Origin of the sequence: Neobacillus mesonae (assembly GCF_001636315.1) — a bacterium.
Lineage (GTDB): Bacteria > Bacillota > Bacilli > Bacillales > Cytobacillaceae > Neobacillus > Neobacillus mesonae.
Genome location: NZ_KV440949.1, coordinates 3,739,997 through 3,758,927, shown reverse-complemented (window position 1 = coordinate 3,758,927; position 18,931 = coordinate 3,739,997). Strand labels below are relative to the sequence as shown.

Genomic DNA, 18,931 nt, shown 5'->3' with positions numbered 1-18,931 from the left:
ATTATAGGAAATTACATATTTCTTTTTTACATGGTGGTAAAGAGTTTTCCTAACAGCAAAACAGCCGCTGCACATTGCTGGCAGCGGCTGTTTCTATAGGTTTGCTAGGTTCATATTTCTTAGTAAACTCCCACTGAAGACCATGCGGAGGCTACGGTGTTGTATTGTGTGCTGCCAGTGCCATATAGGTCGGCAGCGGCTGCAAGGAGGGCGGCACGAGCATCGCTAAAGCTGCTTCGAGGAGCAAGATATACCGTTAAGGCACGGTAATAGATTTTCTCTGCTACAGCCGTTCCTAGCTTGGAGATTGTTAAATAGGCTGCTTTGTTAGGGATTCCGCTATTTGTATGAACACCGCCGTTATCGGAAGTAGTGTTTACATAATTATTCATGTGCTCCGGCTGGCCATACAGGCTCGGATTTGATAAACTGCGCAGTGCATCTCCTGACTTATTCGGAGTGTACACATCCTCACCAATTAAATAATCACCTTTATCAAGGAAGACGCCAAACGTGTCAGAGATGGATTCATTTAAAGCACCCGACTGATTTTGATACTCCAGCCCTGCTGTGTACTCTGTTACAGCATGAGTTAGTTCATGGGCAATAACATCCAAAGAACCGGACAGCGGTCTGAAGGTAACTCCGTCGCCATCCCCATACACCATTTGCGACCCGTTCCAGAACGCATTGTTATAGTTTCTGCCATAATGGACAGTTGAACGGAGAGTTGCCCCATTACCATCAAAACTATTACGATTAAACGTATTTTTATAATAATCATAGACAACACCGGCATAATAATGGGCATCCACATCAGCCCCCTGCGAAACAGCATTGAATTTATTATCACTATCAACTGAATAATTACCTGGCAGTCGTGATTGATTAGCCGCCGTTCTCGTTTCAATCACACCGTTCATCGGTTTCGTTACATCATATAAATAGTAAGTACTGTTTTGATAGTAGGTGTTCAATGTTTTATAATCTCCTAGAACACCATATCCAGACCCGGTTGTTGCCCCATCCGCAACGGCATTATAGGAATCTAGGATATTGCCGTTAACAGCATCAACATAGACAACCCAGTTCGCCGGGTATGGCTGAATGAATTGAAGATTGGTTTTATAAGCTAAATGAAAGTTATTTCTGTTTTTAAAAATAACCAGTTCAGCTTTTTCAGCGGTATCTTCTACCTCTTTGCCGGTTGGGTCGACGGCATTCGTCTCAGTTTCTTCTTTCGTTAAATCAATCGATTTCCACGCTGTTTCCAAGGCATCATTCTTAGAAACATTGGCCTTCAGCTTGCCTTTAAAATAGGAGGATGCTTCCGGGAACACGTCACCGTTTACAGCCGTTACAATCCCATCCTTATCCGTATGCACCTTAAACTTGGCACCATCAACTGGAATCCCTTGAACAGATTGGACAAAATCGTAATGCGTACTACCAAGCTCGTCCTTTTGAACTTCAAGAAGTGTAAGATCCTTGTCAGCATCAAGTTGATAGAGTTCCTTATTATCTTTCAAAAATTGCTTGATCGCATGCTGGTCTTTATGGGCTTTTGCCGACAGCATACCATGTACAAACGACGGTACAGCTTGTCCCTTTTTCCAATTGACCTTTGCATCCTTACCAAACTGCTTTGTAGGATTGGAAGCGGTTACATTGTAAGGGGTCTTTTCCGCAGCCACCGTAGCTGACATTGGTAAAACTGCCCCAACCGTTAATCCCAACACTAAAACTAGTGACGTTCTCTTCTTCATTTTCCCATCCTCCTACTATCTTTTTTTGAATTGCAAAATGATTATATCACGGCAAAAATACGAGTGTGATTGGGAAAAAAAGAGAATCATAGAGTGTCGATGAAGGTCAGTCACCAGCAATTTTTCCTGTCGATACATAAAAAACCAACGCCAGATTGCTAGTGACGTTGGGAAATTTTTATCCATATTTTAGTTAGTACGCGGCCATTTCTTGGAAAATCTACTTTTGGCCTATCATTTTTGGTTATCTAGTTGTTTTCTTATCTTGCTGTTCCGCTTTGAAACTAAAGACCAAAAATAAAATAATTGTAAGCGGGAAAAAATTATTTTATACAGTCACACTGTATATGGCAATCAATAAATGGAAATTGAGTCATATGACTAATTAAATGGAAAAATGAATTGCTGGTAGATTAAGCAGTTCTCTTATTGCAGTACTTGCAAAGGAAATTATTTTTTGTTGCAAATGCAACAAAAATATTTTAATATTTGCTTAAGGTTAATTACAGAACATTGGGTGGAGATGCAATGATGAAGGAAATTCTTCGTGAAATTGGAATGATAGCCAGGGCTTTAGATTCTATAAGTAATATCGAATTTAAAGCATATGACCTTACAAAAGGGCAGTATTTGTACCTTGTGCGAATATGTGAAAATCCAGGGATCATTCAGGAAAAGTTGTCTGAGATGATAAAGGTAGACCGAACAACAGCAGCTCGTGCAATAAAAAAACTTGAAATGAATGGTTTTATTGAAAAGAAAGACGATCACCATAACAAAAAAATAAAGAAGCTCTTTCCGACAGAGAAAGGGAAAAATGTATATCCTTTTATTAAAAGAGAAAATGATTACTCCAATACTGTTGCATTAGAGGGATTTTCGAAAGAAGAAGGAGAGGCCATTTTTAACCTCCTCCAAAGAGTTAGAAAAAATGTCGAAAAAGACTGGGAATTTGTAAAAAAAGGGAACAAGCGAAATTATTAAAGGGGCGAAATATTAAATGTCTACAATTCTTAAAAAGTGTAGCCTTGAAGATTTACTCAAGCTTCAAGAAATTAGTTATGAAACATTTACCGAAACATTTAAAGATCAGAATTCACCTGAAAATTTGAGTGCTTATTTGGAAAGGGCCTATAACTTAAAGCAATTAGAAAAGGAATTATCCAATATTTCTTCACAATTCTTTTTTGTTTATTTTAATGATGAAGTTGCTGGATATTTAAAGGTCAACACCAATGATGCTCAGTCCGAAGAAATGGGTGATGAATCTCTTGAAGTCGAGAGGATTTATATAAGGAGTAAATTTCAAAAACACGGGCTCGGCAAATATCTGCTAAATAAAGCGATCGAAATTGCGATGGAACGTAATAAAAAGAAAATCTGGCTAGGCGTATGGGAAAAGAATGAAAATGCTATGGCTTTTTATAAGAAGATGGGATTTGTTCAAACTGGAGCCCACTCTTTTTATATGGGTGATGACGAACAAACGGACATTATAATGACTAAAACACTCATATAACTTTTTAAAGGTGGATGATTATGTATATTCCAAAATATTTTAAGGTCACAAATGTTGATGAAATTTGGGACTTTGTTCAAAAAAACTCTTTTGGCACGATCGTCACAACAGAACAAGGAAAACCAATCGCTACTCATTTGCCTTTGGGGTTACATAAAAAAGGTGATGATTACTATCTTACTGGACATATGGCTTATGGGAACCCTCAGTGGAGAACCTTTGAGAGCTGTGAGGATGTGCTAGTTATGTTTCAGGGAGCACATGCTATATTTCTTCTTCCTGGTATTCGCACGAAAATGTTCCGACTTGGAATTATCAGGCGGTCCATATGTATGGAAAAGCAAGCATTTTAGAGAAGGATCAATTAATAGAAGATTTAACAAAAATGCTGGAAAAATACGAGGGAAATCGTGAAAATCCAGTTTTATGGGATAAACTTTCACCTCAGCTTTTAGAAAGTCAACTGAAGGGGATAGTTGGATTTAAGATTAAGGTGGGAGAAATCCAGGCAGCCTATAAATTAAGTCAGAACAGAAATGAAACTGATTATACTAATATCGTTAATAATTTACAAAATGAAACAAGTCCTAACTCGAAAGAAATGGCTGAACTAATGAAAAACAAACGAAAAAACACAAACTGATTACCAGGACGTTCTTTATAATAACAGCAAAGTGGGTTCATATGCGAATTACTTTGCTGTTTTTTATTGCTGTGGGTACGTAGATTAATAGACCAACTCTTTTAATACGATTTTATAAAAGCATTGATTTGGTCCATATGCTTTTTATCATGTTCAATAAGTCCTGAAAAATAGCCAGCTAATGTCACACTGCTGCCAATGTTCAATGGTTCTTGAAATCTATCATCAGGAATACTAGCAGTTTGCGAAACAAGATTTTTTCTGATTAGGACAAAATCATTAATAAGGTCAGCTTTAGAGATACCTGACCTTGCATAGCGGGATGCCTCCGCATTGATCGCGTTAACATCTATTTGGGAACTTTTCAGAATGAATAATAAATGGAATACGATTTTCCAGTAAAAACCGGTCCCAGGAAATGAAATGGGAAATCACATCGGCGATCCCCCAGCTGCCTTCCTTAAACCGAGCAAACCAGATATCATTCGATAACCCTTTTAGCGATTCGCACCAGTCGATTAAATTTAGCTTCTCTTTAATTATTTGCGATTTATCCATGAAATTTCCCCTTATGATTTACTGTTTGAAAAATCAGTAGGTAACACAATCTACTCGTAATTTTATACTTATAAAGATAGTTTCAGCCATTTCAGCCACAGTTGACCTTTATGAATGACAAAATCCATTTGGACTAGCTACAAAATGTCCTTCATTTTTTTAATTTGTACCCAAGTATTTAGTCTCAAGCTCAGACTCGATTATTTTTCCATCAAAAGATACCTTGTACGCCTTTGCATTAGGTCTAGAGCTAATAACCTTATGTATATCTTGCTCGATGAAATGAACAGCGGCCCCGTCATCCGCTGCAATACCAGGCTGCATTTTCCCAGTTTCTATTAATCGATGAAAGGCAGGTCTTCGATCAGCTTCTCCATCATAATGAGGGGAGTTACTTCCTTTTAAGAACCCCAGCGCCTTGATTAGTTCGAGTTCGTCGCCATAGGAGTCTGTTAAACCTTCTTCAAACCAGCAAATGGAACCCGCGCTGATTCCTGCAAGAATGATTCCAGCATCCCACGCTTTTCTTAAAATGACATCAATCCCCCACTCTTCCCACAAAACTAAGAGATTTTTCGTATTACCGCCACCGACATAGATAATATCCTTTTCGAGCAAAAATCCTTCAAGGTCCCTTGTACATGGCCTAAATAATGATAAATGGGAAGGCTCGCAGTTCTGAAGCTCAAAAAAACGATAAAAATTTGAAATATAGCCATCCGCGTCACCGCTTGCGGTAGGCAAAAAACAAACTTTTGGTTTGAGCTTGTTGGATTGCTGCAAAATATAGGTGTCTAAAAGCGGGTTTTCTGGCTCCATCGAGAAGCCCCCGCCGCCAAGGGCAATAATTTGTCTCATATTTGTTCATTCCTTACTAAAAATAATTAACAAAGCATAAGCTTTTTCAATTTATATTCCACCTAACGGCCAAACAACTTTGCAAAAAAGCCTTGCTTCTTCTTTACCAGCTCTTGGGCTGCCGGCTGTACCGTTTTCTCCACTTTAAGTATCCCTTTTTCCCGTGCTTCCCTTATCCAGCTTGGAAACTCGTTTAATAAAGAGTCATAAAGCTGACTGTCTGAAATCTTATCTATTTCTGCAATATGTAAAAAGTTGGCGTTGTCTACGATTCTTCCTTCCATTGTGTCCAGAGTCTTTAAAAAATCGAAATTCCCATCGCCGATTCCGACAAACTGCCAAAAGACTGGGTATTTAGCTGAACTTTCAATAATTGGCTTAATCGTTTTCTTGCAGCCCCCATCATTGATAAAAACAATATAGGCAGGGTCGTCACTCTGTTCTTCTTCCAAATATTTTTTTAAAACATCCTTCATAACAGGCGGCTCATCATTTCTGCCGAATTTATGGACTAAGTCATCTTCAAGAATAATCCGATTCACATATCCTTCAAAATCCCTTTCCGTTACGGGCTTTAGCCGTGAAAACTCATTGTCATACACCCATACATCCAGCTGTCCATCATCATCAAATTGGGAGGCTATCGCCAAAATCCGCTCCACAACCTTTTGAACGGTACCATTCTTATACAAGGACCTCATGGAACCGGTAATATCGAGAACAAGTCCTACCCTTGCTCTAACCTTGTTCAAACTCTTCTTTTCCAACACAATCTTGACGCTTTTTTTCTGTAAATCAATTGTTGCCATTTGAGAATCCTCCTCTTACTACTTCACAACCCTGACTTCCGTAAATGGAAAGAAAATAAATTCAGTTTTACCTACGATACTTTCTTCCTTAATAAGTCCAAGGCCGTTGCGGCTGTCTGTGCTGTGTAAACGATTGTCGCCCATGACAAAATAGCGGCCCTTAGGAACGATGAACGGCCCGAAATCTTCTGTTAACCTGCTCCCTATTTCCTGCGCTGCTTTTAAATTATGTGATAGATAGGGTTCTTTAGAAATCTCCCCATTAATAAATAATTGATCATTTTTCATTTCAATTTTATCCCCCGGAAACCCGATTACCCTTTTCACATAGTTTTCCGCTGGGCCTTTAATAATGACAATGTCCCCTCTAACAAAATCAACTGACTTATTAACAAACATCTTTTCCTGATCATGAAGCGTCGGTTCCATCGAGGAGCCCTCCACGATATAAGGTGAAAAAAAGAATGTCCTGACCACAAGAGCGATTCCAAGTGCAATCAATAGTGATTTACCCCAGCTTACTAATTCCTTTTTTGACATTTACACCCACTCCTTGTACGGTTTTATATTTTATGTATATTCCACAAAACAGCATCCAAATCCTTCCTTATTTTGTATTTTGCAGATTTGATTCATGAAAAAAGGATATTTGACAAAGAACAGCGAATTAATTAGTTTGTTATTCTTTTACAACGGAGGATGTTAATGGAAGTATTTTTTGGATTTTTTGTCGTTTCCTTATTAGGAGTCTTGTGGTTTTTAAATCTAGCAGCATTATTGCAAAAACTAAAAATGGATAAGAGTATTCACAATCAGGTCATACTTGGTGCTGTGCTCACATTCATTTTAATCTTTGCTTTTATGATGTTTTCAATTGTTAGCTGAAGGGCGGGACCGCTATGAATTTGTTCAAAAGCCGGGTTGCTGGTTTTTGGTTTGGTGCCTTTATTACAATGGGTGCCGAGGCACTGATTGCATACGTACTTTATCGGTTTTTAATACAAAAAGGGTATGTTTATACGTTTCGCGTCGCCGTCAACACAGAATATTTGTCCTATAATTTGACCTTGTTATTCTGTACCGCAGTATTTACGATGGTATTTTGGGGTGTTTTTAGAGAAAGAGACAACGAGGAAGTTCAAACAACCGTTCAATACCTGCTTTCCCATGTTAAGCATCCCATTACTGCAGGTTCCTTGCTGTTATTCTTATTTACCTTTTTTCTATTATAAATTTCACCGGCCGATTGAAAAATAATTGCCGGCAATCGGCCTTTCAGTCATTTAATAATTTTAATCATCTTGACCTTCTTTAGCTTTACCCAGCGAGTTTTCTTAATGCCCTTCAAAAATTCCTCTAGTTCATTATCTTTAACCGGTTCAGCACCAATTAAGATTTCTGAACTAAGACCTGAGGCGAAAATACGGCTGGCGAGTACCTTCCCATTATTCAATTCAACAGTGATAATCTGTCCATACTTCAGCCCCTCTAGCACGGGAAATTTATTGATGAAGTACTGGTGATTAAACTGGTTTATTTTTCGATCAATTAGCCCGTTAGCCACTATAAATGCAATGACCGAAATGATAATCGCCCACCAGCCTGCAAGCTTCATGAAATAAGTCCCCAAGAACATAAGAACAGGGAGCAGTCCAATTTTCAACACCCAATAAACGAGTTTCATTCCAAACGCCCTTTCCCCCAATAACTCTGTTATATCTATTTTCTCCAAAATAGGCGCCAGTTACAATTTTTATCCATTGAAAAAAGCTGCCCTATTTTTAGAACAGCCTTTTTAGTAATTTTAAGCGACTTTAATCGCTTTGCCAAACGGAATTCGCGGCATGAAGGTGCCTGACACCAGCCAAAACATTTCAAAATCAACCTGTTCTATATCTTCAGGCAGAAAGCCGGTAACGTCGGTGATATAAAATAACGTGTCAATTTGTTCCTCTTTAGCCCATTCAAGTACCAATGTATATGAGGATTTTCCATGCGTATGATATTTAATTGAATCGCTTTTGACCGGGGCAATGCTTCTGATTTTAAAATCAGCCTGAACTAAGATCGTATCCGGTTTTACCGTTTCAAACAATTTAACAATGTTATTGATTAGGATAGCTGGGGCTTCATTACTTGAGGTATCAACTGCTAATGCCACTTTTTTGTCTTGACGTTCCTGGATCATCGAAAGAATTCGTTTTTGCCATTTCAATATTATTTCCCCCTTTTTATATTGAACCGATATTATTTTCGGTTAAATAGCATCCCTTTATGATTGGATAAAAGCGGGAATGCACACAAGGAATTATTATAATATAATTTCTTCGGAGCGGAAATACTTATCTTTAGGATGGGGATGAAAAAACCACAGCCTTGAGGACTGTGGCAAATTTTATTTAAGATTTATCTTTACTGATTCCATTTCATGCGGCATATTAACCGCAAGATTATCAAGATCTATTCGCAGTACAAATTTTTCTGGGGTAAAATTATCGTTAAGCTGAAAAGTGCTACGGAATCGTAATTTTTTTCTATCTAACGTTTCAACCGTATGTTTTATTGGTTCTTCATAAATGTTCTTCCTAGATTCTTTTACAAGAGTTATATCATTTCGAGCGAAGTTTCCATAGTCTGTAAAATACAGTCTTTTTTTATCACCTTGATTGACTTGAAAATCTACAGTGAATTTCTTCTTTGTTACCGAAATATTCTCAATCAAAACCGATAGATCCTGCCGCGGTGACCTAATATCAATTGGAGTCTTTTCATTTAAGGTGACAAACTGATAATCCTCTGTTAGGGCTATTGCAGGTCGAACTTCAACATAATTTGTTTTATCTATCAGTTTTTCCGGGAAAGTCGTTCTTCCCTTTATAATAATCTGGTCGCCATCCTTTTTCTTTTCAAGTCTCGCATCCGATAACCAATGTATGCTATTACCATTGTTATCGAAATACTCTAAATAAACGTGATCATTTTTTTCTTTATCTGGCATTGTTAACGTATAGTTAACCGCAGTTGAGGCTTTTCCCGTAATAATCTTATCAACATGCACCTTGTAGCCATCTTTAACGCTTTCCTTATCAACGGTTTTGATTTCAAATGGTAATTGCTTAATAGGAACATCAAAGCGCCAGGCCCCTTTTTTGTCACCGATGCTCTTGAATTTAAGCGGGAAAGTAGTGTCTGCAGGGAGTTCCGTCTTAGGATAGCTTAACTGAATTTTGCCTGTAAAGCCGTTTTCCGTGGGTTCCATATAGACAATTTCTTTTGTTTCACCAAGATTTTCGTCGCCTTTAAATATTTCATAAAATCCCATGACACGGCCATCCTCTTCCGTCTTGAGCTTCCCTTTGACATCAAAGGTAACCCCAATCACCGCCCCATCATAATAGGCACTGGTAATGTCAACATCAATCCCTTTGTAGCTTGCGGTCTCATTTAATTTTGTAATTAACTTTTGTGCCGCTAAATTTTCGCCGACCAGATCCCTGTAAAAGTAACCAACCACTGGCATGTCGGCCATAACCTTTGAAAAAGAAGGAAACATGAAGCTGGAGGAAATAAAAATACCTGCTGCAGCAGCGGCGGAAAGCGCAATGGCTTTATTTTTTCGAGATTTACGGCCTGTCTTTGCCCTGTTGACACCTGTCTTAATTGCTTTTAGCACTTCATCTTGCGGCACATCTATTTTTTCATATTGCTCATGAAATGGTTTCTTTTCCACTGTATTCATCGCCTCCTAACAGTTTTTTCAATTGGCTCTTACCCCGCGATAGATAGGTTTTTACGGTATTTACCGGAATATTCATGAGTTTAGCGACATCCGCGAGAGACAAATCCTGATAGTAAAAAAGAATAATAGCATTTCTTTGTTGTTCATTTAATTGGTCTATTGCCTCGACCAAGTCAAGCGCTTCATCAAGTTTCTCCCTTTTACCGGGTATGAGTTCAATAATATTGTCGGCTGCAGGGGTTTCTTTTTTTCTCTTGTTAATTACATCGTAAGCACAATGAATAAGAATTTTTGTCACCCATGTTAGAAAGTACCGTTCGTCACGTAATTGCCCTACCGCGATAAAGGCTTTATAAGCTGTTTCTTGTAAAACATCCAAGGCATCTTCGCGGTTGCCAACATATAGATAAGCCGTCCGGTATAATCGATCGCTATGTATTTCCAGCAGTTTTTCAAAGGCTTTTTCGTTTCCCTTTATTGCTTTTCTGATCAATTTTATTTCATCCAATCGCCTGACCTCCTTTCACACATTAGAGAAAAGTCAGCATTGAAAAGTTTCAACTTTTTTAAAAATATTGTACTACAGAAGTCGGGAGTATTTCGGGAATTGCCAAGAACCTTTGCTAGTGACATTTGCTAGTATTGGAATTTAGGTCATTTAACCATGGGGACAGGCTTCGGGCTCTCTTCCGGCAATAGTACTCGGTTCTTTTTACCATGGGGGACTGCTTGGGTGCCTCTTCGGGCAATAGATACCGGTTCTTTTTACCGCTGGAGACTGCTTGGGTACCTCATCGGGCAATAGAACTCAGTTCTTTTTACCGCGGGGGACTGCTTGGGTGCCTCTTCGGGCAATAGAGCTCTGTTCTTTTTACCGCGGGGGACTGCTTGGGTGCCTCTTCGGGCAATAGATACCGGTTCTTTTTTACCGCAGGGGACTGCTTGGGTGCCTCTTCGGGCAATAGATACCGGTTCTTTTTACCGTTGAGGACTGCTTGGGTACCTTTTCGGGCAATAGAGCTCTGTTCTTTTTACCGCGAGCCCCCTTACCGACACCTTCTCGGGCAAAATCAACCCTTTATTTTTACCGATAGCCCCCTTCCTCTCAGCTTCACGGGCAGAATCAACCCTTCATTTTTACCGCCAGCACCCGGCCAAGCAGCTTCACGGGCAAAATCACCTTTTCATTTTTTACCGCCAGCACCCTACCAAGCAGCTCCTCGGGCAAAATTAGCCCTTCATTTTTACCGCCAACACCCTTCCTCGCAGCTCCTCGGGCAAAATCAGCCCTTCATTTTACCGCCAGCCTCCTTCAAGCAGCTCCTCGGGCAGAATCAACCCTTTATTTTTACGCTCCCCCCCTTCCTCGCAGCTCCTCGGGCAGAATCAACCCTTTATTTTTACCGCCAGCCTCCTTCCTCTCAGCTTCACGGGCAGAATCAACCCTTTATTTTTACCGATAGCCCCCTTCCTCTCAGCTTCTCGGGCAAAATCAACCCTTCATTTTTACCGCCACCCCCCTTCCTCTCAGCCTCTCAGGCAGAATCAACCCTTTATTTTTACCGCTAGCCCCCTTCCTCGCAGCTCCTTGGGCAAAATCAACCCTTCATTTTTACCGCCAACACCCTTCCTCGCAGCTCCTTGGGCAAAAACATCTTATTTTCCCCTCCATTGGGATCCCAAAGTACAACAAAAAGCAGCATCCATCCCAGATGCCGCTGTCTAATATTGCCTCGGCCAGTCGCCGCAGGTAAATAAAGTTTTGAGTTTCATAAAATCATACATGAGTTGGGCTTTCCTGCCTTCGTCTGTGTCTGGATTCCGTTTATGTTCCAGGCATCTCATGAATTCAAAATCGCATTCACAGGGAATTCTACCGCTGCTAAGACAGCGGTCATGTTTATAACAACAACCATCCACCTCATTTATGGGGGCACCCGGCCCGCTGCAGCCCGGTCCTCACCAACGATATCCAGGAAATATACAGAAGGTAAATGGACGTCTGCGCCCATCATAATGCACCATTTTCACCACCTTACTGTTTACGTAATAAATATCTAAGCCTTATATTATTAAAATATGAAAATAAAACTATCTCGTATTGGCAAAACCCCAATGTTGTCCAAATTTTCAAAATAATTCTTGACTAATAGAGGAAAAGTTATAATCTAAATATAAAATAATAGTAAAATATAATTATAACTATTGAGGAGTAGATCCCCTTGGCCTTTCAGCACGATGCGAAAACATTTGTAAAAAAACATATACTCATATACATACTGCTAACCATACTCCCAGCAGCCGGCATAAGTTACATACTCTCGCAGCATCATGTAAAAATGATGAACACTGAGGAAAAGATTGAGGCACAAAAAATTGCCAATACTTATGCCATGAATATCGAGAATTTCCTTGGGGAAACGGTTGGCAGATTAGAAATGCTGGCAACTTCCATAAAAGTACAAAAAAACGACCTTAGTGAATTGAAAAAAATACTTACAGAAACTGCGGGGAAAGATACGCGTTTTTCTGGTTTTTATTGGGCCAATACGGACGGTGATGTACTGATTGGTACAAATCCTATAAATAACCCTGTAAATGTGGGCAAGCGTCCCTATTTTCAACATACCGTCAAAACTAAGAAGACAAGTTTTTCAAAACCGCATATTGGCAGTATAATGGGTCGTTACATCATCTCCATTTCCACTCCGATTGTCGAACAGGGGCGTGTTAAAGGGGTACTGATTGCGTCTTTAAGACTAGATGAAATGGAAGCAAAAATTAAAAACCAAATAAAAGGGGAAACCGTACTTGTTGTTGATAACACTGGACAAACCCTTTTTAAAACTGGTCAAATTCCAAAAGATAACACTGTCATCTCAAGAACCAGTGTCGCCCAGCTACCTTGGACCATTACGGCATTTAAGAATTTCAACACTGCCGATGACTACAGAAGAACGTTTTTAAAATACCTTTTTATTCTTTTAACAGTTTTTAACATTTTATATTTACTTATTAAATACATTCTTTTAAGAAGGAATCTGAAAAAGGAACAGGAGCAAACGGAGATTCATAAACTGGAGTTAATTGGAAAGCTGGCTGCCAGCACCGCCCATGAAATTAGAAATCCACTAACAGGAATAAAAGGGCTGGTGAAGTTACTAAGTGAAGAATACCGCGACGAAAAGGCACATTCATACTTTGAAGTGATTCAGACAGAGATAGACCGGATTAATTCGATAGTGAGCGAGTTATTAGTATTAGGTAAACCGACTGCCTATCATTTAAAAACCTATGACGCCAACCATATCACAGCGGAAATCAATCCAATCATTCAATCCGAGGCCAATTTTACCAACATTGAATTAATTACTTCGTATTCATCGGAATCGCTCTTTGTTTCGTGTGTTAAAGACCAATTAAAACAGGTCATCCTTAACTTAACTAAGAATTCCCTGCAAGCTATGCCGAACGGTGGAAGTTTGTATATCTTTTTAGAAAGAAAAAATAATTTATGCTCCATAAGGGTCAAAGATAATGGATCAGGGATGTCTGCCGAACAAATCGCTCAGGCATTTAATCCGTTTTATACTTTGAAAAAGGACGGCTCCGGCTTAGGTTTAACGGTATGTAAACGAATTATTGAGTCTTACGGCGGGGACATTAATTTAACGAGCACTTTAAATAAAGGAACAGAAGTTGAAATTACAATACCATTAGCACTTGAAATAAATAATCAATAAAATCGTGGAGAATTTCTCTACGATTTTTTTATATAAAAAAACGGTGCCTGACACCAAGCACCGTTTTTTCCATTCTTGCATTATGCTGCTGATTGCTCAACTTCATCGTTAACCTTATGACCTTCCCATTTAGAAATGACAACCGCAGCTAATGAGTTGCCGACGATGTTGACACATGTACGGGCCATGTCGAGGATTCGGTCGATACCTGCGATGAAGGCTAGACCTTCTGCTGGAATGCCTACGGTTCCCAACGTCGCGAGTAATACGACGAATGAAACTCCTGGTACCCCGGCAATTCCTTTTGAGGTAATCATCAATACAAGTACTAATGTAATTTGATGGGTGATACTCATATGAATGCCGTACATTTGCGCAATGAATAATGCAGCAATGGCTTGGTAAAGAGTCGACCCGTCAAGGTTAAACGAATAACCAGTCGGAATAACAAATGATGTAATGGATTTCGGACAGCCGAGCTTTTCCATTTTTTCCATGATCTTTGGAAGTACTGTTTCTGAGCTGGATGTTGAATATCCTAATAACAGTTCGTCTTTTAAATACTTTAAAAACTTAAAGATATTGATACCAACAATTTTCGCAGTCAACCCAAGAACGACTAAAATGAAAAATGCCATCGCTCCGTAAACTACGATTACAAGTTTTCCCAGCGGGATAAGTGATGATAAACCAAACTTAGAAACAGTAACTCCGATTAAGGCAAATACACCAATCGGGGCAACCTTCATAATTTGGTTAGTGACATAGAACATCGCATCTGCTGTTCCTCTGAAAAACTTTAACAGTGGTTCGCCTTTTTCCCCAATTGCAGCAATACCTAAACCAAACATTACAGAGAAGAAAATAATAGCTAACATATCACCATTTGCTAAGGATTGGATGATATTTGTCGGAACAATATTTATGAATGTATCGGCCATTGAATGGCTCTCTGTTGTTTTTGCTGTCTCAACATAAGTATTAATATCTGTTTTAGTTAATTGAGTTCGGTCTATACCAGTTCCAGGATGAAAAACGTTCCCGGCAAATAAGCCAACTATGATGGCAATAGTGGTAATAATTTCAAAGTAAAGGAGTGTTTTCCCGCCGAGTTTCCCTAATGACTTCATGTCACCAACGCCGGCAACCCCAACAATAATACTGGAAACAACAATTGGCACCACAATCATTTTAATTAAACGGATAAAAATGGTTCCGAACGGCTGAAGAAAATCGGCCACTTGTGTATTTCCATAAAAAACGCCACCGACAATAATTCCGAGAACTAGGCCGATAAAAATCTGCCACGCTAAACTAATTTTCACTTTTTTCATTTGCACCTCTCCAATCTATGTTGTCCTAAAAGATGGAAGGTTTAACCCATTATATTATTTTGATATAAGATTAAACCGCTTTCATCGCTATTCACTTTCGCGCTAAATTAATTTTATTTCCTTTTTTTTATTTAATCAACAGTAAATTTTACCTTGGTACAAATTATTTTTATTTTCCCCTTTATAAAATCTTTGATTTTACAATAATTTTGGAAATTAATTTATATAATTTTAATATAATATCACAGTGCTTTTTCAGTGCCTTTTTGGTACTTATTTGGAACAATTTTAGTGCAATAATCGGTGCCTGACACCACTCACGGACATTTGTCCGCGTGGAGTGGACAGTTTGCGAAATTTCCACATGGTGCCTGACACCATTAAAAATGCAAAAAAGCAGGAGAGGCATCTCTCCCGCTTTTTTTGCATTATACTTAGTTGTCATGTTCTTCTTTTAGGATTTTTCCGGTTATTGCGTCGATTTTCAGTTCAACTTCTCCGGTGTTGGTTTTTAGTTCTACTTCGAAGGCTGGTTGGCCGTCTTCATCTTCCAAATCGATTTCCATGACCTTCCCTTTTATTTTATCTTCTGCAATCTTTTTTGCCTCTTGGGCTGACAATAGATTTTTATTCTGAGTTGAAGGGAGTTCCTGATCATCAGCTTGATCATGATCATCATCCCGGTCTTTCGAAGCTAAAACCTCTCCTGATTTAGCGTCAATTCTAATATCAAAATCCTTATCGCCTTTTTCAATTTCTACTTCATAATAAGCCTTTCCCGAACGATCCTCTAATTCAATCGCTTCAACAATCCCATCATGTTGTTTTAAAGCAACCGCTTTGGCTTCTTCAAGTGAAATCATTCCATTGCCAGTTTCCGCTTTTTGAACGATTTTTTCCGGCTGATTGTTTTTTGCAGCATTTGCTGCCATTGCCCCACCTAGTAAAACCGTTGCTGCAATAGACCCGATTATAAGTTTATGTTTCATCATGAACCATCTCCATTTCCTTTTCTATACTCCTACTTTAACCGGCGAAGATTAGAGAAAAAGGAAAGAAAGATTAGAATTCAATGAGAAAACGTTAGAAGTTCATTAATCATCCCAGGTAACAGACAGGACCTCACCGGTAATGGCATGTATTTGAATAGTCGCTTCCCGATCATCCTCAGTATCTATATCAACAAGATAATAGGAGGTACCGCCTGATTCCTCCAATTCAATATCATCCACTTTTCCTTTTACTTGTTCAAGAGCAATTTTGGATGCCTCGGCTTCAGATACTTTCACGGTTGGCTTGTTAAATTCAATTATTTTTCGAAAAATAATTTCCCCTGTCTGTGCATCCACTTTGACAATCGACTTTCGGTCTTTGCTTTGTAGAACAACATCATATATATCTCTTTGCTTTTCCGAATGTTTTTTAAAGGAAACGATTTCTCCTTTGAATTCAGTGAACAAGAGTTTTTTAATCTCTGCGTCCGTTTTTGTTTGCGGCTGATCCTGCTTTTCATTACTGTCTATTTTTGAAAAGGACAAAACCTGGCCATTCGATTGAAGCTTAATTTCATAGCGCATTTTATTTCGGTTCATCTCAATGGTATATTGTCCATCAACTTTATTAATTTTCGTGACTTTTCCTTTGTATCTTTGTTCAACAAGGTCTGTTGCTTTCTCCTTTGACAAAGCTGCAGCTTTGGAATTTAACCCATTCCATTGCAGAAACCCGATAAACAAAATGACAACTGTAAAAATACTGATGAGAATCCAAATCCATCGTTTTTTTCTCATTTTATATACCTCATTCCATTTTCATTACCTTCATTATCATCCATTAAAATGAGAAAATGCTGAGAAAAAGGGTGTTTTTTCATTTTTAAACAGGCTAAAATAAAAAATTGCCCGTTACAGCGGAATATAAAGGGAAACTGTTGTTCCAATGCCTTCCTTGCTTTCTAATGTGACTCTTACGCCAATGGCTTCTGCAATCTCCTTTGCCAAAGGAAGCCCCAGGCCAGTACCACCGCTTTTACGACTTCTTGCTTTATCAACGCGGTAAAAACGATCGAACACTTTAGACAGCTCATCCTCGGATATGCCAATTCCATGGTCCATAATCCGAATACAGACCTCTTCCCTTTCCTTTCCAAGTGAAACCATGATCATGTCGTCACTATATTTCCTTGCATTATCCAAAAATATAAATAAGAGCTGCTTCAGCTTTTGTTCATCTGTTTGAATGGTAATATTACTTAAGACATCCCCATCTAAAACAATTTTTCGATGATAGGCACTTTGAAAGTTTTTTACAGTCTGCTGGACTAATTCAACCAGATTGAAGTGCGACCGATTAATATTCCATCCCTCATGATGTTTAGCAAGCATTAACAGCTGCTCAGTCATTTCCTTCATCCTTATTGCTTCAGAATGAATGGCTTCTATGGATTCTTCAAAAAGCTTAGGATCGTTCGCTCCTCGTCTTTTTAACAAGCTGGCATAGCTTTCGATAATCGTCAGTGGTGTTTTTAATTCATGTGAAGCGTTGGAAACAAACAATTTTTGTTTTTCAAAATTGCTTTCCAATAAATCAATCATATGGTTGAAGGTTTCTCCCATCTGATACAGCTCGTCCTTTGATTCAACTTTTAATGGCAGCCGTTTGAAATGACCGCTTTCCTTGATGTCCCTCATCGTGTTAATCATCGTGGCTACTGGATTTGTAATGAGCTTACTAAGTACACTGCTGGAGATAAAAGCAGGAATCAATGCCAAAATCGTCACTGCCGTCAAGACAATGCGTAATGTCTTAATGATATCCATTGTAATATCGATGTTTTTAAAAATTTGCAAATTGGCAACATTTCCATCCTGCAAAATAATTGGCATTGAGTTAAAAATATAGCTATTCTGCCCGATTTTAAGCTTTTTGGTTACTTCTCCAGTATAGTAAACCGCTTTTTGCTTACTTAAACTTTGTTCAGTTTGCGAAGTAACGAGGGGACCCCTTAAATCTTCTTTAACAATACGAATCATTCCATTAATCGGTACATATGCCCGCAATAAATCCCGATCAGGAATGGTACCAAGCGATTGATTAAAGGCTTCTGACGTTTTAACGGCTTCACTTTTCGCAATATCAAGCTGAGAATTCACCATTAGACTGCTAAATAAAAAATAAACGGATAGATTCATTAACAGCAAAAGAATTGAAAACAGCACTGCGGTATATAAATTGATTTTGTTCTTAAGCTTCATTTTGATTCCTTTATGACATATCCTACGCCGCGAACCGTGTGAATGAGTGACGGTTCACTAGGTATATCAACTTTTTTCCTGAGATATCGAATATAGACATCGACAACATTGGTATCGCCTAAAAAGTCATAGCCCCAAACTGCTTCCAAAATCTGTTCGCGCTGCAGAACCTGGCGTTTATTTTTCAATAGGAATGCAAGGAGGTCAAATTCTCTCGGGGTTAATTCTATCTGAGCACCGCCCTTTACGACCTCTCTTGTTTTTTCATTTAGCTTTAAATCGGCAATAGCCAGCCAGTCAGCTTCTTCTTGCTGTTCTACTGGTTTAAACCTGAGTGCGGACCGGATTCTTGCCAGCAGCTCTTCAATTTGAAACGGCTTCGTGATATAATCATTCGCCCCCAAATCAAGTCCTGAGACTTTGTCCTCTACTGAATCTTTCGCCGTTAATAACAGTACCGGTGTATGACTGTCATTCGCCCGGATTCTCCTTAAAATTTCAATTCCGCTCAAACCGGGAAGCATAACATCCAATAAAATCAAATCCCAGTCTTTGGTGCGATAAGCTTCTAGCCCTTCTATTCCGTCCAGCGCTTTTGTAACGGTATACCCTTCATATTCAAGTTCAAGCTCCAAAAGCCGGGCAATTTTCTCTTCATCTTCCACAACGAGTATTGATTCCTTTGTCATAACGATTTCTCCCCCTTAT

At 38.9% G+C, this 18,931-nt stretch carries 19 protein-coding genes and 1 pseudogene; 6 read left to right on the top strand and 14 right to left on the bottom strand.

Annotated elements, in window-relative coordinates:
* Positions 1 to 119 precede the first annotated feature (119 nt).
* On the bottom strand, positions 120 to 1,766 hold the full coding sequence (locus tag A6749_RS17510) for a M4 family metallopeptidase (protein WP_066392982.1): 1,647 nt from the start codon (positions 1,764 to 1,766) through the stop codon (positions 120 to 122).
* A gap of 531 nt (positions 1,767 to 2,297) precedes the next feature.
* On the opposite strand from A6749_RS17510, the gene A6749_RS17505 reads away from it, so the two are divergent.
* The 3 genes and pseudogenes from A6749_RS17505 (at position 2,298) to A6749_RS17495 (ending at position 3,928) form a co-directional block, all read left to right on the top strand.
* Positions 2,298 to 2,750: a MarR family winged helix-turn-helix transcriptional regulator gene (locus A6749_RS17505; RefSeq protein WP_066401028.1), complete on the top strand. Its 453-nt coding sequence runs from the start codon at positions 2,298 to 2,300 to the stop codon at positions 2,748 to 2,750.
* Positions 2,751 to 2,766: 16 nt separating this feature from the next.
* The gene (locus A6749_RS17500; protein WP_066392981.1) at positions 2,767 to 3,285 is read left to right on the top strand and encodes a spermidine/spermine N(1)-acetyltransferase; all 519 of its coding nucleotides are present in this window, start codon (positions 2,767 to 2,769) and stop codon (positions 3,283 to 3,285) included.
* A gap of 14 nt (positions 3,286 to 3,299) precedes the next feature.
* Positions 3,300 to 3,928, top strand: a pseudogene (locus tag A6749_RS17495) (FMN-binding negative transcriptional regulator).
* Positions 3,929 to 4,270: 342 nt separating this feature from the next.
* On the opposite strand, the gene A6749_RS29295 reads toward A6749_RS17495, so the two are convergent.
* The 4 genes from A6749_RS29295 to lepB form a co-directional block, all read right to left on the bottom strand.
* A complete protein-coding gene (locus A6749_RS29295) occupies positions 4,271 to 4,486 on the bottom strand; it encodes a hypothetical protein (protein ID WP_330220448.1) in 216 nt (71 codons plus the stop codon).
* Positions 4,487 to 4,645: 159 nt separating this feature from the next.
* Positions 4,646 to 5,344: a Type 1 glutamine amidotransferase-like domain-containing protein gene (locus A6749_RS17485; protein WP_066392980.1), complete on the bottom strand. Its 699-nt coding sequence runs from the start codon at positions 5,342 to 5,344 to the stop codon at positions 4,646 to 4,648.
* Positions 5,345 to 5,406: 62 nt separating this feature from the next.
* The gene (locus A6749_RS17480; RefSeq protein WP_066392979.1) at positions 5,407 to 6,153 is read right to left on the bottom strand and encodes a vWA domain-containing protein; all 747 of its coding nucleotides are present in this window, start codon (positions 6,151 to 6,153) and stop codon (positions 5,407 to 5,409) included.
* Between the two features lie 18 nt (positions 6,154 to 6,171).
* Complete coding sequence (gene lepB, locus A6749_RS17475; protein WP_066392978.1) at positions 6,172 to 6,693, bottom strand: signal peptidase I; 522 nt, start codon at positions 6,691 to 6,693, stop codon at positions 6,172 to 6,174.
* 165 nt (positions 6,694 to 6,858) lie between these two features.
* On the opposite strand from lepB, the gene A6749_RS17470 reads away from it, so the two are divergent.
* Positions 6,859 to 7,038, top strand: coding sequence for a hypothetical protein (locus A6749_RS17470; protein ID WP_066392977.1), 180 nt, complete (start codon positions 6,859 to 6,861; stop codon positions 7,036 to 7,038).
* A gap of 14 nt (positions 7,039 to 7,052) precedes the next feature.
* Positions 7,053 to 7,385, top strand: a complete 333-nt coding sequence (locus A6749_RS17465) for a hypothetical protein (protein ID WP_066392976.1) — start codon at positions 7,053 to 7,055, stop codon at positions 7,383 to 7,385.
* A gap of 47 nt (positions 7,386 to 7,432) precedes the next feature.
* Here A6749_RS17465 and A6749_RS17460 read toward each other — a convergent pair whose 3' ends face one another.
* The 4 genes from A6749_RS17460 to A6749_RS17445 form a co-directional block, all read right to left on the bottom strand.
* Positions 7,433 to 7,837 carry a hypothetical protein gene (locus tag A6749_RS17460; RefSeq protein ID WP_066392975.1) on the bottom strand — a complete coding sequence of 135 codons (405 nt, stop codon included), beginning with the start codon at positions 7,835 to 7,837 and terminating at the stop codon, positions 7,433 to 7,435.
* 120 nt (positions 7,838 to 7,957) lie between these two features.
* A complete protein-coding gene (locus tag A6749_RS17455) occupies positions 7,958 to 8,368 on the bottom strand; it encodes a vWA domain-containing protein (RefSeq protein ID WP_066392972.1) in 411 nt (136 codons plus the stop codon).
* Positions 8,369 to 8,548: 180 nt separating this feature from the next.
* The gene (locus A6749_RS17450) at positions 8,549 to 9,883 is read right to left on the bottom strand and encodes a DUF4179 domain-containing protein (RefSeq protein ID WP_066392969.1); all 1,335 of its coding nucleotides are present in this window, start codon (positions 9,881 to 9,883) and stop codon (positions 8,549 to 8,551) included.
* Entirely contained in the window at positions 9,861 to 10,400 is a 540-nt protein-coding gene (locus A6749_RS17445; protein ID WP_066392966.1) for a sigma-70 family RNA polymerase sigma factor, read from the bottom strand. The genes A6749_RS17450 and A6749_RS17445 overlap by 23 nt, the downstream gene beginning before the upstream one ends.
* 1,714 nt (positions 10,401 to 12,114) lie before the next feature.
* On the opposite strand from A6749_RS17445, the gene A6749_RS17440 reads away from it, so the two are divergent.
* Positions 12,115 to 13,635, top strand: a complete 1,521-nt coding sequence (locus A6749_RS17440; protein ID WP_066392963.1) for a PAS domain-containing sensor histidine kinase — start codon at positions 12,115 to 12,117, stop codon at positions 13,633 to 13,635.
* An 80-nt stretch (positions 13,636 to 13,715) separates the two neighbouring features.
* On the opposite strand, the gene A6749_RS17435 is transcribed toward A6749_RS17440, so the two are convergent.
* From A6749_RS17435 to A6749_RS17410, 5 genes are all read right to left on the bottom strand, one after another.
* On the bottom strand, positions 13,716 to 14,969 hold the full coding sequence (locus A6749_RS17435) for a cation:dicarboxylate symporter family transporter (RefSeq protein WP_066392960.1): 1,254 nt from the start codon (positions 14,967 to 14,969) through the stop codon (positions 13,716 to 13,718).
* Between the two features lie 434 nt (positions 14,970 to 15,403).
* Positions 15,404 to 15,961: a PepSY domain-containing protein gene (locus tag A6749_RS17425; RefSeq protein ID WP_084797884.1), complete on the bottom strand. Its 558-nt coding sequence runs from the start codon at positions 15,959 to 15,961 to the stop codon at positions 15,404 to 15,406.
* A 102-nt stretch (positions 15,962 to 16,063) separates the two neighbouring features.
* Complete coding sequence (locus A6749_RS28990; protein ID WP_066392955.1) at positions 16,064 to 16,759, bottom strand: PepSY domain-containing protein; 696 nt, start codon at positions 16,757 to 16,759, stop codon at positions 16,064 to 16,066.
* Positions 16,760 to 16,873: 114 nt separating this feature from the next.
* Positions 16,874 to 18,223, bottom strand: coding sequence for a sensor histidine kinase (locus A6749_RS17415; RefSeq protein ID WP_066392953.1), 1,350 nt, complete (start codon positions 18,221 to 18,223; stop codon positions 16,874 to 16,876).
* The gene (locus tag A6749_RS17410) at positions 18,220 to 18,912 is read right to left on the bottom strand and encodes a response regulator transcription factor (protein WP_066392945.1); all 693 of its coding nucleotides are present in this window, start codon (positions 18,910 to 18,912) and stop codon (positions 18,220 to 18,222) included. The genes A6749_RS17415 and A6749_RS17410 overlap by 4 nt, the downstream gene beginning before the upstream one ends.
* Positions 18,913 to 18,931: the final 19 nt, after the last annotated feature.